This is a genomic window from Paenibacillus sp. IHBB 10380 (genome assembly GCF_000949425.1).
In the GTDB taxonomy this organism is placed as follows: domain Bacteria; phylum Bacillota; class Bacilli; order Paenibacillales; family Paenibacillaceae; genus Paenibacillus_AQ.
The window spans coordinates 4,036,866-4,050,745 of record NZ_CP010976.1; the positions used below are offsets into that span (position 1 = coordinate 4,036,866).

General features: G+C 41.4%; 17 protein-coding genes. 4 read left to right on the plus strand and 13 right to left on the minus strand.

What is annotated here, in order from left to right:
- Positions 1 to 5 precede the first annotated feature (5 nt).
- The gene (locus tag UB51_RS18230) at positions 6 to 668 is read right to left on the minus strand and encodes a potassium channel family protein (protein WP_044878527.1); all 663 of its coding nucleotides are present in this window, start codon (positions 666 to 668) and stop codon (positions 6 to 8) included.
- A gap of 128 nt (positions 669 to 796) precedes the next feature.
- Between UB51_RS18230 and UB51_RS18235 the strand changes: the two genes are divergently transcribed.
- Positions 797 to 1,030: a small acid-soluble spore protein SspI gene (locus UB51_RS18235; protein ID WP_044878528.1), complete on the plus strand. Its 234-nt coding sequence runs from the start codon at positions 797 to 799 to the stop codon at positions 1,028 to 1,030.
- A gap of 90 nt (positions 1,031 to 1,120) precedes the next feature.
- Here UB51_RS18235 and UB51_RS18240 read toward each other — a convergent pair whose 3' ends face one another.
- The 12 genes from UB51_RS18240 to UB51_RS18295 all read right to left on the minus strand — a co-directional run bounded on the left by UB51_RS18240 (position 1,121) and on the right by UB51_RS18295 (position 11,763).
- Positions 1,121 to 2,704 (minus strand): peptide chain release factor 3, encoded by a 1,584-nt coding sequence (locus tag UB51_RS18240; protein ID WP_044880277.1) that lies wholly within the window; start codon positions 2,702 to 2,704, stop codon positions 1,121 to 1,123.
- Between the two features lie 109 nt (positions 2,705 to 2,813).
- Entirely contained in the window at positions 2,814 to 4,361 is a 1,548-nt protein-coding gene (zwf, locus tag UB51_RS18245) for a glucose-6-phosphate dehydrogenase (RefSeq protein WP_044878529.1), read from the minus strand.
- A 175-nt stretch (positions 4,362 to 4,536) separates the two neighbouring features.
- Positions 4,537 to 5,292 carry a YwmB family TATA-box binding protein gene (locus UB51_RS18250; protein WP_044878530.1) on the minus strand — a complete coding sequence of 252 codons (756 nt, stop codon included), beginning with the start codon at positions 5,290 to 5,292 and terminating at the stop codon, positions 4,537 to 4,539.
- A 151-nt stretch (positions 5,293 to 5,443) separates the two neighbouring features.
- A complete protein-coding gene (locus UB51_RS18255) occupies positions 5,444 to 6,094 on the minus strand; it encodes a response regulator transcription factor (RefSeq protein WP_044878531.1) in 651 nt (216 codons plus the stop codon).
- Complete coding sequence (locus UB51_RS18260) at positions 6,084 to 7,148, minus strand: sensor histidine kinase (RefSeq protein ID WP_044878532.1); 1,065 nt, start codon at positions 7,146 to 7,148, stop codon at positions 6,084 to 6,086. Before UB51_RS18260 ends, UB51_RS18255 begins: the two co-directional genes overlap by 11 nt.
- Positions 7,149 to 7,167: 19 nt before the next feature.
- The gene (liaF, locus tag UB51_RS18265) at positions 7,168 to 7,815 is read right to left on the minus strand and encodes a cell wall-active antibiotics response protein LiaF (RefSeq protein WP_044878533.1); all 648 of its coding nucleotides are present in this window, start codon (positions 7,813 to 7,815) and stop codon (positions 7,168 to 7,170) included.
- 117 nt (positions 7,816 to 7,932) lie between these two features.
- Positions 7,933 to 8,628, minus strand: coding sequence for a PspA/IM30 family protein (locus UB51_RS18270; RefSeq protein WP_044878534.1), 696 nt, complete (start codon positions 8,626 to 8,628; stop codon positions 7,933 to 7,935).
- Between the two features lie 3 nt (positions 8,629 to 8,631).
- Complete coding sequence (locus tag UB51_RS18275; protein WP_044878535.1) at positions 8,632 to 9,111, minus strand: PspC domain-containing protein; 480 nt, start codon at positions 9,109 to 9,111, stop codon at positions 8,632 to 8,634.
- Positions 9,112 to 9,115: 4 nt separating this feature from the next.
- Positions 9,116 to 9,790 carry a PspA/IM30 family protein gene (locus UB51_RS18280; protein ID WP_044878536.1) on the minus strand — a complete coding sequence of 225 codons (675 nt, stop codon included), beginning with the start codon at positions 9,788 to 9,790 and terminating at the stop codon, positions 9,116 to 9,118.
- Positions 9,791 to 9,845: 55 nt separating this feature from the next.
- Complete coding sequence (locus UB51_RS18285) at positions 9,846 to 10,145, minus strand: LiaF transmembrane domain-containing protein (protein WP_044878537.1); 300 nt, start codon at positions 10,143 to 10,145, stop codon at positions 9,846 to 9,848.
- Positions 10,146 to 10,415: 270 nt separating this feature from the next.
- Positions 10,416 to 11,189, minus strand: a complete 774-nt coding sequence (locus UB51_RS18290; RefSeq protein WP_044878538.1) for a DUF3600 domain-containing protein — start codon at positions 11,187 to 11,189, stop codon at positions 10,416 to 10,418.
- Entirely contained in the window at positions 11,179 to 11,763 is a 585-nt protein-coding gene (locus tag UB51_RS18295) for a sigma-70 family RNA polymerase sigma factor (RefSeq protein ID WP_044878539.1), read from the minus strand. The genes UB51_RS18290 and UB51_RS18295 overlap by 11 nt, the downstream gene beginning before the upstream one ends.
- A 244-nt stretch (positions 11,764 to 12,007) precedes the next feature.
- Here UB51_RS18295 and UB51_RS18300 point away from each other — a divergent pair, with 244 nt between their 5' ends.
- The 3 genes from UB51_RS18300 to UB51_RS18310 are packed head-to-tail and all read left to right on the plus strand — an operon-like array spanning position 12,008 to position 13,873.
- Positions 12,008 to 12,607, plus strand: a complete 600-nt coding sequence (locus UB51_RS18300) for a bifunctional transcriptional activator/DNA repair enzyme AdaA (RefSeq protein ID WP_044880278.1) — start codon at positions 12,008 to 12,010, stop codon at positions 12,605 to 12,607.
- An 11-nt stretch (positions 12,608 to 12,618) separates the two neighbouring features.
- Complete coding sequence (locus UB51_RS18305) at positions 12,619 to 13,167, plus strand: methylated-DNA--[protein]-cysteine S-methyltransferase (protein ID WP_044878540.1); 549 nt, start codon at positions 12,619 to 12,621, stop codon at positions 13,165 to 13,167.
- The gene (locus UB51_RS18310) at positions 13,160 to 13,873 is read left to right on the plus strand and encodes a 2OG-Fe(II) oxygenase (protein ID WP_044878541.1); all 714 of its coding nucleotides are present in this window, start codon (positions 13,160 to 13,162) and stop codon (positions 13,871 to 13,873) included. The genes UB51_RS18305 and UB51_RS18310 overlap by 8 nt, the downstream gene beginning before the upstream one ends.
- The last annotated feature ends 7 nt before the right edge of the window (positions 13,874 to 13,880 follow it).

The window sequence follows — 13,880 nt, forward strand, 5'->3', positions numbered from 1 at the left end:
CGTAATTATTTGGGATATGCCAGTTCCAATTTAATCAAATCTTCGGGTTTCCCCAAAATAACAAGAACATCATTTTGTCTCAAAAGCTCAGTCGCATCTGGTGAAATATTCATATTAGTACCCGTCTTAATCGCCATAACGTTGCACCCAAACCGTGCTCTGACATTTAGGTCAATTAAGTTCTTACCCACCATAAGCTCAGACACTCTCATCTCAACAATACTGTAATCATCAGACAACTCTATATATTCCAGAATATTAGGGGATGTTAAATGATGGGCAACACGTAATCCCATATCCCGCTCTGGATAAATCACCTTATCTGCGCCAATTTTCTGAAGAACCTTACCATGTAGTTCATTCTGAGCTTTAACGATAAGCGTCGGAATGCCCAAATCCTTTAATATGAGAGTCGTTAAAATACTGGCTTGAATGTCCTCACCTATAGCCACTACAACGACTTCAAAATTGCGAATACCGAGCGCACGTAGTGCCTCTTCATCGGTAGAATTAGCTGAAACGGCATGTGTTACAATGTTCGACATTTCTTGAATCCGTTGTTCATTGGAATCGATCGCTAGCACATCAAATCCCATGTCCGTAAGTGCATTGGCTACACTAGAACCAAATCTCCCCATTCCAATAATGGCGTACTGCTTCTTTGCCATGATACAACCTCCAGATTGTCCTCAAGTTAATCATTTTATTATATCATAAAGACTAACGAACTTGAATTTTGACGCTGCTGGTAGGGAATATTAATGGATGATCTCACAATGAAGCAGGAGGGATAATATTGCCAGTATTACTCGATTTGCGTCAGGCTATCATCCACAAAGTTCACGACAAGAACGATAAAGAATTTCGTGAAATGATCGAAGGTTCGGTTGATGGTCCGGAAGCTGCACTCCCTGGACTTGGTGCCATATTCGAAATGATCTGGAAGAACCTAGACACTACGAAGCAAGACGAATTGATTCAGATTGCTCAGAACCATCTAAGAACTGTAACCCCGACACCTATATCGTAAATTCCATTGCCAGTCATAACAAAATCCCTTCGCCATCAAAGGTGAAGGGATTTTGTTATGATATTTTATATCAAATGAAACGGATATCTGTTAGGGTGCAACTTCGAGGAATTTAGCATTCGGGTTTTTGTCCATAGCCGTCCGCATCGCGTATTCATTCTCGAATAACACGACATAATTCTCCTTCTTATCTTTAACTAACGTTGAATTGATTCGGAACTTACTTGCATCAATGTCATCGTCAATCAGCCATCTTGCGAATTGATACTGCATTCTTTGCAGTTGTACATCCACACCATACTCGGCCTTCATTCGATATTCAAATACCTCGAACTGGAGCTGACCAACCACACCTAGAATGGTATCGTCGAAGCTAACGGTTTTGAACATTTGAATCATTCCTTCTTCCGTTAACTGGTCAATCCCTTTCTGATATTGCTTATGTTTCAGTGCATTTTTAACTGTGACTTTCGCAAAAATCTCTGGAGAGAACGTTGGAAGTTCTTCAAACACCATTTCGCTATCCTGACTCAAAGAATCCCCTATCCGAAAAACACCTGGGTCAAAGAGACCAATAATATCACCTGGGTAAGCTTCCTCTACAATGTCACGATCCTGAGCAAGAAATTGTTGCGGTTGGGACAGCTTGATGTCCTTGCCAGCACGAATATGCTTCACAGTCATCCCACGTTGGAATTTACCCGAGACAATACGCAGGAATGCAATTCTGTCCCGATGCGCAGGGTTCATATTCGCTTGAATCTTAAATACAAATCCAGAAAATTTCTCATTCGTAGGTTCTACAAGCCCACCTGCACTAGCCCTTGGTTCAGGCTTAGGCGCAAGCTGTAGGAAATTCTCGAGGAACGTCTGAACACCAAAGTTATTAATCCCACTTCCGAAGAATAAAGGTGTCAATTCACCACTGTTTACCTTCTCCAGATCAAAAGGATCTCCCGCTACATCTAGTAGCTCTAAATCCTGACATAATTGATCATGTAAATATTCGCCAGCCATTTCACGAATAATGGGATCACGATAATCTGTCACTTTCTGAACTTTGATCACAGAGTGATCATTCCCTTGGAAAAGCTCCACCTGATTCTTCATGCGATCATACACACCACACAAATCACGACCTGTACCAATCGGCCAGTTCATAGGAATGGAGCGAATACCTAGGACTTGTTCCAATTCTTCCATTAGATCAAAAGGACTGCGGCCTTCACGATCTAACTTATTAATAAATGTGAAAATGGGAATACCCCGCTTCGCACATACTTGGAACAATTTTATCGTCTGTGCCTCTACCCCTTTGGCAACGTCAATTAACATGACTGCACTGTCGGCAGCTGTTAAAGTACGATACGTATCTTCACTGAAATCTTGGTGACCTGGGGTATCCAAAATGTTAATGCGATGTCCGTTATAATCAAACTGCATCACCGAGGAAGTTACTGAAATTCCCCGTTGTTTCTCAATCTCCATCCAGTCACTCGTGGCATGCTTACTCGCTTTACGAGCTTTTACAGTTCCTGCTAATCGAATGGCACCCCCAAATAGGAGCAGTTTTTCCGTTAATGTCGTTTTCCCAGCATCCGGGTGAGATATAATCGCAAATGTTCTGCGCTTATCCACTTCCTTCTGCAAAGATTGGTCTGATCCTTTGCTCATTTCACATTTCCCTTCATCACTAAATTCATGTTTATCATTGTACCACATTCTGAACGCAAATTACCCTCACACAAAATATGCATGAGGATAATTTGATAGAATGAACCAGCTACTGCTTTTGCCAGATCACTTTGTCTTCAATCTGACCATTAACTGGCCACCAGTGGAATCCATCTTCTTCAAGTAACTTATCTGCTTCAATAGGTCCCCATGATCCCGCAGGGTATTGTACAATATCTCCAGGATTTTGCGCCCAAGCTTCTGCAATTTTATCCACAAAGGACCATGCTGAAGCCACTTCATCCCAACGAGTGAAATAAGTTGATTCACCACGTACTGCATCATGAAGAAGTCTCTCGTAAGCTTCCGGCGAGTTAATACCGATCATACAACTTTGACAGAAATCCATAGCAAGTGGCTCAATATCACTTTCGGAACCTGGTTTCTTGGCGTTGATTTTCACATAGATACCTTCCATAGGATTCACTCTAATCACTAGTAAGTTAGGCTCTAATGTATGTTTTTGACCCAAGTAAACATTCGTAGGCATGCTGCGGAATTCAACGACGATTTCCGTAGTTTTAACAGGGAGTCTTTTTCCCGTCCGAATATAGAAGGGCACACCTGCCCAGCGGAAATTATCGACAAATAAACGGGTTGCAAAGTACGTTTCTGTATTGGAATTCGGGTCTACCTTATCCTCTTCACGATAAGCAGGTAATTCACGATCCTGTGAGCTACCTTTAGCATATTGACCACGAACAACGTTCTTCTTCACTTCTTCAACCGTATGATACGGACGAAGTGAACGTATGACCTTCACTTTTTCATCACGAATATCTTCCGGCAACAAGCGGCTTGGTGGTTCCATAGCAATCATTGTCAGCATTTGAAGCATATGATTCTGGCCCATGTCACGCAGTGCTCCTGCATGATCATAGTAACCTCCACGTTCTTCAACGCCGACCGTTTCACTTAAAGTAATCTGTATATTAGCAATATGCTTATTATTCCATAAAGGTTCAAAGAACGCATTGGCGAACCGAATAACCTCAATATTCTGTACCATCTCTTTACCTAAATAGTGATCAATACGGAAGATTTCTTCTTCTTTGAAAACTTCACGGAGCTGTTTGTTCAACTCTTTAGCCGATTCCAGATCGTATCCAAAAGGCTTCTCAATCACAAGGCGATTCCAGCCTTTACTTTCCAACATGCCGCCTTTTTGTAAATTATAAGACACGCTTCCGAACAACTCCGGTGCTAACGCTAAATAAAAGATACGATTGCCCGGAACTTGATAACGAGCTTCAATCTGTTCTGTCTGTTCCCTTAATTCGCGGAAACCATCTACATTATTTATATCAAGCGATTTATATTCAAAATGCTGTGCAAATGAGTGCCATTCTTCATTATCTTCTGCTTTATAACGGCAAAATTCTTGAATAGAATTAAAAAGATCTTCTCTGAACTCGTCCTGTGACCGTTCACGACGTGCCACACCAATTACCGCAAAATCCTCAGCCAATTTACCTTCACGGTACAGACTATAGATTGCTGGGAAAAGCTTTCTTCTTGCCAAATCCCCGGTTGCTCCGAAGAGAAAAAATACCGCACCTGGGGTCTGCAATTGTTCAAGATTTAGATTTTCAGCCATGGCTCCTCATTCTTTCTATGTAATATAGTGTATTTTTATTCATCATTTTAAATATATCCATATCTATTTTCCACAAGATATTTCTTGATGCGTTGTTATTTTATCATACTGTGCTGAATCTTACCATCCTATTCCTGACAAAACCACTCAGATATAAAAATAATTCACTATTCATTCAATATTCAATTGTAATCACTGGAAACCCAATCGTAATACGATTGCCCCCACGAACTCCATCCTGATGAACAGCTGTCTGTAGATCCATCCTATTCGTGCCACTCTTCAAATTTAAATCAAGTGATGGCGCTGTATAGGATTGGCTAAGTGTCGTTGTATCCACGTAGCGATCTAACTGTTGAATAGCCATATGGGACTTTACATGAGCTTCAACCTTTTCCATACTCTTACTAATGCTTTCTACTTTTTTACTATTCCCTTGTACTGAAGCATTCCATTCAACCGATATCCCGATTTCTTTCAATCCTTGTTTATATTTATCCTGCAGATGCACAAGTGTAGTCAATTGCGTTGCACTTGATGCCTCTAACTGAACAATGACATAGCTCTTATCTTCGGATATCTGTTGCCAATTTAGCCTTACATCAATCCCTTCTATCTGCGTAAGCGAGCGGTATGTCGTATGCTCTGAATCCACCAACTTCTCTATTGGAGACAAGTCCATGTTGTTCACGAAATTTCGCACAGTTTCAGATATTGTCCCTTGCCCATTTTTAGCCCAAGATCCTTGCCATTTCACAACGGTTCTAAGTGAGGAATCTAAATCTATCGATTCTTGCCCTAATTTCACTAAAGTTCGTAATTGGCTTTCTTCCGTGCCACCCTGCTGGGCACTTGATGTGTTCCATGTAAAACTAAACAATACCCCAACGATGCATAAAAGAATAATAGCTATCATCATATTGTTCTTCATTTCAAACGCCTACCTTTCGATTTTCACAATCTATGAATCTATTAGATAGGTTACCCTTCGTCTAGCTTTTTAATACCTCTTACAACACAAACAAAAAAACCCTGAGTAATGATCTCAAGGTTTCGCCGTTTAAACGTCACTATATGTATAGCTACTCAGCAAGTCCATTCTTGTATGCATAGATTGCCGCCTGTGTTCGATCTTCCACATCTAGCTTAGCTAAAATATTAGTTACATGGAATTTCACCGTTTTAATCCCAATAATCAAATCATCTGCAATTTCTTGATTTGACTTGCCTTTAGCCAATGAACGAAGCACATCCATCTCTCGTTCAGTCAATTCTTTATGTGCAGCTTCTACTACAAGCGGATTGCGAATGCGATTCATCATTTTGGAGGCTACTTGTGATTCCAGTACAGATTGCCCTCGTGCAGCAGCGCGTATCGCTTCTGCAATCTCACTCGCGCGTGAAGTTTTGAGAAGGTAGCTAAATGCGCCTGCCTCGATGACGGGATACATTTTCTCATCATCTAAATAACTTGTTAGTACAATCACTTTGCAGTCTGGATAAAGCTTGAGTAATTGACGTGTTGCCTCAATCCCGTCCATACCATCCATGACAAGATCCATCAATACAACATCAGGTTTATATTCTCTAGCAAGTCTGATGCCCTCTTCCCCACTCCCAGCCTCTCCAACCACTTCTATACCCTCTTCTGTTCCAAGAACTGCAGCTAGGCCTATTCTCACCATTTCATGATCATCTACAAGTAGAACCTTAATCTCTGAATCATTCTCCATGTTTCTCCTCCCCCAATTCTTCATACACGATAGGTATTGTAATCTCTATCCGAGTTCCTTTACCTACAGCTGTAATAAACTGAATGGAACCCCCGATCTCCGTCACACGCTCTGCCATATTCGATAGCCCATAGGAAGTTTGCTTCTTATCCCCTAATTCGAATCCTATCCCATCATCTCGTAGCATGACCTTAACCGTATCCTGCCTCAAATGGATTCGAATCTCCATCTTTTCCGCTTTGGAATGACGAAGCGTATTCGACATTGCCTCTTGAATAATTCGAAACAAATGATTCTCAATACCCTTCATTAAATGAATTTCCTTATCCATCTCAAACACAATTTCCATTGGAACTTTCTCTTTGAGTTCATTCACTAGATCCATAAGACCCTGCTCTAAAGGTTTACCTTCCAAATATACGGGTCTTAAATGAAGAAGTAACGCACGCATCTCGGATTGAGCAACAGCTGCCATTTCCTCTATCAAGGCTACCTGCCGCTTTGCTTTGTCAAAATCCTTATCAAGCGTTCTTCCCACCGCCGTAGCTGTCATAGAAATCGCAAACAACTGCTGGGATACAGCATCATGTAACTCACGAGCAAGTCTCTGTCTCTCCTCTACAATCGCAGATACCCTTGCTTGTTCTGCCAATTGGGCATTGTGAGTCGATAGTCGCTGTAACGAAGTAACTTGATCTTCCCACTTCTTGCTGATCCTGCCCAGCTGTTCGCCTAGTCGGCCCACCTCATCTTGCCCGAGAGTTGGCATAGAACGAGCAACGTTACCTTTCTCCCATGATAACAAGGTTTCACGTAACAATTCCAGCTTCCGTTTTATACGATAGCTCTGATAGAAACCGAATATCGCCCCAATCCCAACGGGAGCTAGAATAAGTGTAGCACCAGCCTGAATACCTAATTTCCAAGAGTCAAAAGGTGCCAAATAACCGTATGTATATAACACATAAAAGATAACCAGAAGTAAAAGAAAAGAAAGAAGGGCTCCCTCGCCCATACTTCTGGCTACCATGTTCGTAGGTTTATTACTCTTCACAAGAGAATCCCTCCTATCTTCAGGATAAGCGAATATCCATATCTCCAACTAAGTACGACACAATAAATTTAATCTTATATTCACTACTTGAGTAATTTGGTGATTTCCAAGATATACGATTCATCATGCCACTATCCTTATTCCCATCAAAATCGATAGAACCGAATAAGACAAACGCTTCAATCTCTACACCGTAATACTCCGGAATAGTCATATCCATATCACCCATGATTCCTTGGAACATCATGACCGTCTGCTTATCCTCAGGCATGCCAAGTGACAAATCTAAATCCGCTTCACCAAGCACATGCCAGACACTCGTATTTCGCATAACCCAAGGGGCTTGATCCCAATCGAAATGTGACATGAAACTGAGCTTTTGAATAAAACCCTCTTTAGGCTGCTCTCTCTTTGCTTTAGCATAAAAAAGTCCTAAAGAAATTAAACATATCGCAATAACAAGAAAGAAATGATCCAATAAAATCAAAGCGGCACCGATTCCCATAAAGAGATACCCTTTTTGAAAGTTGCCGCCACGAATTTTGTAAATACCTAATACTATGAATAGAAGCGCGACGATGGTAAAGAAGTCCATCAACTTGCCGAATAGCATAAGAAATCCAACACTAATCAGACACATCGCGATTATTCGGTTTCTCTTTTCCATGCCGCACCTCCCTCTATTAATAATTTGCGAATTTGGAAAAGCCATACTGCATGGAATTCCATACGGCATGGCTTCACCTTCTTAGCATATCACATCATTACTTACGAACAATACTTATTATTTACTTTCACTCTTAGGTGCTGGAGCATTAACCTTGTTCTTCAAAGCGTTAAGCTGTTCTTCCACCTTCAACTGTTTTTCAGCATCAACTGGATTGGACACACTCGCATAAGAACTACGGTATGGGACTTGCATAACGTCTGCTTCCGCTTCAAGTTGCATAATTTTCTCTTCCATACGGTGGAATCCTAGAGATGCACTACCACTCTCAATATTGTGAAGGCTACTTACTTGAGACATTTGCTTTTTAGCCTTAGCCATCTGTGCACGAGTTACTAGTTCATTGCGTTTATTACGCATTTTGTAGAACTCATCTTTCATTTCATGCAATTGTTGCACTAGCTCTTTCGCTTGACTCTCGGATTGAATATGCAGACCTTGGTACTCGGAATATTTTTGGTCAAAATATATTTTTTCTTCAAGAAGCTTACGTGCCACTTCTTCCTGTCCATTCTTCAATGCCAACTCAGCCTGAGCCTCGCGTTGTGCCCCCATCTTCACAGCTTCATCTACGCGTTGCTTCATGCGACGTTCATTCGCCATTTGTTTAGCTACGGTCACCTCAGCTTCATGAATCTCAGCCTCCATGTCACGCAGATATTGATTCAACATCACAATCGGGTCCTCCACTTTATCCAATACCTCATTTACCGACGCCTTTGTCATATCTTTAATTCGTTTGAATACTCCCATTGTTTACACTTCTCCCTTCTCGTACTTAGATAATTTTATTTTTAATTCTTCCACTTCTTTTTTCAGAGCCTTTTTCTCAATATCCTTCATCATGTCATCCAACTCAGAGGTGTCTGAACTAAATCCACCTGAATTGTTTCTCTTATCATCAAAGCCATAGCCATTAAATTGATTACTGTGAGTTGGGCCTCCATTGTATGGATTACTGTGAGTTGGACCTCCATTGTATGGATTACCTCCATTAAACCCGTAACCACCTGGACCTGAAGCTCCATGTCCATAAGAATTAAATGGCGGTACCGATTCCTTTGGAATAACGAGTGAAGCTACGATGTAGACAAACAAGGTCGTTCCGCCTGTAAAAGGAATACTGAGCAATACTAGGATTCTTAGCAATGTAGAATCGATACCAAACACTTCCGATAATCCACCGCATAGGCCAGTCACCATTTTATTACGTGTTGACCGATACAATTTGCTCATGCTGCTACTCCTTTCCGCTGTTGTTCAGCTTTTCTTTCAGACGAGCCAGTTCCTTCTCAAGAACAGAAGATACCGTTATACTCGCTTGTTCAACGTAATCTTGACCCATTCGACGTAATTCACGTAAACTACGTGCTTCCAGTTCCCAATCGGTAATCCGATCTTCGAGACGGTTAAACATCTTAGGCACATCTTTTCCACCAAAATCACCCATACGTTGGTTCATGCGTTGTTGAAGTCTTAAATTTTCCATTCTTGCAGCGTAATATTGACGTTTACTATATACCGATTGATATTCGAGCTTCAATTCGTTCATCTGATCTTCAAGCTCACGAAGGGATAATCTACTCTGTTCCAGTAGTTCGCTATATTGTTCTAGCTTTTCTTCATGAATTATTTTCTCCTGAAGTGCTAACTTTGCCAGATGATCCTCACCCGCTTTAAGGGCTAACAGTGCCTGCTCTTCACGCTTATTTCTCATAGATGTTGCTTGGTCAACCTGCTGCTTCAGTTGCTTCACATGAGAAGCGTACTGTTGAAACAACTTTTCGACTTCCGTAATATCATCACGTGTAGCGATCAGGAATTGATCAATGAGCTTCACAGGATCCTGACTTTGTTCCAGACGTTCATTTAATGTTGCTACCGTTATATCACGCATTCGACGAAAAACACTCATACCTTCTACTCCCTCCTTAAGCTAACACCTTGTTTCAATTGTTATACATTTTTAATTAGTAAGTCGTGTTCTTTTTCTTTAAAAGAGATATTCCGTAAACCAACAATATAATCCCTAGTAGTGGTCCAATGAACCAAGACAGCTTTCCAATTAATACTAAAATACCTATCGCTAGAATAATCCAACCGATAACTACTTTACCGCGACGTACACCATAGTAGCCTAAGGCAATCATTAGTATTGGAAACAATAATCCAAACAATCTACCCAGTAACGGTCCGAATACTCCCAATAGCATTAAAGCTCCAACAAAGATAAGTACTGCAGCCAATCCATTTCCACGTTTTGTTTGCATCCATTTCTCACCGCCTCTCTCAAGGTCTCAACCTTATGTACTTATTGTAGGTGTAAATCAAGTTTCTCAAAACAGACCAGAGGCGGTAATTCATCCTAGACCTTAGACGGGGAGAGTCTTGGACCGAAGTCGGAGAACCAAAAAAAAGAAACCATGGCGTATATAACCCAATGATTCCTTACTATGATCCAGTAACCCACTGACACTAACGTCAGCGGGCTTTTATTACTTTAAGTTCTTTTTACTGATGTACTCCATCCTTGAATGAACTCATGAACTCGGCTTTATCATAATACCTACCTTATCAAAATATGGCCGAAGCTGCTCCTGAAGCTGATCTAAATCTTTTTTATCCTTTTCCGTTAGTCGCTCCATATGGAGACTGCGATCCGGATCCATAACCTTTGCATCATATGATCTCATCTCATTTAGTTTTTTTGTGAAATCAATTAATTCATCTTTGCTAAATGTTTTCTCTGCGTTCTCAATTACTCCGTTCCAGAAAATATCCCTATCTACAAGTTTATCTTTATCATTATCTATTTCCTTCCCCAATGATTCTAATTTACTCAATTTTTCAAATAAGGGCTCTAATTCTACAGTCAATCTCTGAAACGTTTCTTGGTCAGCAGCGTTTAGTTGCTCTGGGTGAATTACGCCATCAGCATCTGCATATTTCAGATTAAAACTTCCAAACTTTTTGATTAAAGACATAAACGTTGTAAATTCGTCTTCGGTAAAGCTTTGTTTAGCGAATTGTAATTTGGCTTCGAGTTCATCATATCTCTCCTGTGTTCCTCCGATTGATGCGACATTTTCTTGTGAACCATAGATGGAATCAGCCAAATAGTTATACCCTGCATAAACTCCTGTAGGGATTAATAAAGTAGCAGCCAGAATACTTGCCACGAGCCATTTCTTCATTCGTCTTCCTCCTTGTTTGGACACAACTTGTTTCAGTATGCTTTCTTTAAGTTCCGGTGGAGCAATCCACTTCTTGCTTTCTTCCTGGAATGCTGATCGTAACTCTTCATCAAGACTCATGCAGATCCTCCACCTTTCCCACAATAAAATGGTTAGACCTCTGCTTCTGACGCAGCTTCTGTAGAGCAGCGTGGATACGTGATTTCACAGTCCCCAGAGGGATGTCCAATATGGTAGCAATCTCTTCTTGGGCGTATTCATTCAAATAATGTAGAATCACAACTTGCTTCAGTTTGTACGAAAGACGGTCTACGCTCGCAAGTAAGGAACGATTCGATATTTTGTCCACGACCTCATTGGCGAAGTCGTATTCCATGGCTTGATCAACCTGTTCAGCTTTGTTGATGATTCGGAGATGCGTCCATCTCTTTCTTCGATAAGCATGAATTTGTCGCATGACCAAACCCATTAGCCAAGGACGAAAGGGTCGGCTTACGTCAAATTGTCCAAGAGACCGATGTACTTGAATGTAAATCTCTTGAACCGCATCATCTACATCGGATGGTTCTCTAACGAGGAAATGAACGGCTTTGTAGACATCTCGAATTGTTATTTCATATAACTCACTGTACGCTTCACGGCTGCCGGCTAGCGTAAGCTCAATGAGTTTCTTATATTCTTGTGGATTGTTCATCGGCCATCCCCCTTCGCCCTTACACTATATATTAGAAAGTATACAATATATCGTTCGATTTATTTTTCATGAAGATTCTAAATACTATAGCCTGATCCCTTCCTTCTTTCGTTGTAACAGCCAAACGTTTTATTGTTTCGGTATCTTGCTGATACATTCGTGAATCCGTACAAACATCCATTTCAGGGGGTATACTATTTATGAGGTGAACATTATGGTTAAGCATATGAAGCAGAATCAGGAGATGTTATTCCGTCAGGAGGATGTGGATAATACGCTAAACGTGGAAATACTGACAAATGAAAAATGGCAAGCCATCATCAACAATGATGCTTCTTACGACGGCCAGTTTTTTTACGCGGTAAAGACCACTGGCATTTTTTGCCGACCCTCCTGTAAATCGAGACCACCAAAAAAAGAGAACATCTACTTATTTGAGACCGCTGAACAAGCCTTATCCGCAAAATTTCGTCCGTGCAAGCGATGTAAGCCTACAGGCCAACGTTTGCCAGATGATGAATGGATAGCTGTGGTGACAGAATACATTGACAAGAACTATATGGAGAACTTACCGCTGAATATGCTCGCAGATATCAGTCATGGCAGTCCATATCATTTACATCGGACATTCAAGAGAGTCACGGGCATAACACCCGTTGAGTATATCCAGCTACAACGAATCGAGCAGGCTAAGAAACAGTTACTATCTTCTGAGAAATCTATTGTTGAAGTTGGCCTATGCGTGGGCTTGGCTAATACATCCTACTTTATCACCCTATTTAAAAAGAAAACGGGGTATACACCCGCAGGCTACCGTCAGTTTCAGCTCCAAAACAAGGAATGAGGTATTTGATCATGAAAAACTACACTAATTTACTAATCTACTGGACTTTATTAACGCATGAGGATTGGAATATGTATATCGCGGCTACTTCTGAAGGACTTTGTTTTGTAGGCTCTCAGAATCAGCCCTATGAAGAATTGACCCACTGGGCAAAATCTCGGTTTCCAGGGAGCACACTCAGTCAGGATGATGAAAGACTGCAGCCTTATGCAACCGAGCTTATCGAGTATTTGCAGGGGACGCGAAAAAGCTTTACAGCTCCCTTCGACTTTCATGGAACACCATTTCAATTGGCCGTGTGGAATGCACTTTGCAGCATTCCCTATGGTCAAACCAAGTCTTATACGGATATTGCCCATCAGATCGAAAAGCCAGCCGCCGTTCGCGCAGTAGGCACTGCTATTGGTGCAAATCCCATTTTGATTACGGTACCCTGCCATCGAGTAATCGGGAAAAATGGGGCTCTAACGGGCTATCGTGGCGGCATAGACATGAAAACGAAACTACTCCAATTAGAACAGGATGGCATACTTATTGAAGGAGGTTTACAGCATGTCTGATCGTCTCGCTGAACGTATAGCTGATCTGGATTGGAATTCACTCCAACAATCGTTGGACGTACACGGGTATGCCAAACTCCCCTCTTTATTAAATACAACAGAGTGCCAAGAAATCATCAACACTTACGAGGAAGAGGATCACTTCCGAAGCACGGTTAACATGGCTAGATATCGATTCGGAATTGGGACGTACAAATATTACGATACTCCCCTTCCAGATGTACTGCAACAGCTGCGTGAAGGTTTATATCCGGAACTTGCAAAAACAGCAAATCGTTGGCTCGGCCAATTGGGTCACGCAGCCGCTTACCCGGTAACGTTGATGGATTTTCTAGATCGATGCCACAAAGAAGAACAAACCCAGTCAACCCCATTAATTCTGAGGTATGAAGCCGGCGGTTACAACTGCTTGCATCAGGATTTGTATGGGAAAGTGTCTTTCCCCTTCCAAGTAGTGTTCGCCCTCAATCAAAAGGAAGAGGATTACACAGGTGGAGAGTTTCTACTGGTAGAGCAGCGACCCCGTGCGCAAAGCCGAGGTCACGTTATCACATTAGAACAAGGTGAGGGTCTAATTTTCCCGACCCAACACCGACCTGTTTTGGGAACGCGCGGATATTACAAAAACACACTCCGACATGGCGTTAGTACGATTACATCTGGGATAAGATACAGTCTTGGTATTATTTTTCACGATGCTAAGTAGAGTTATC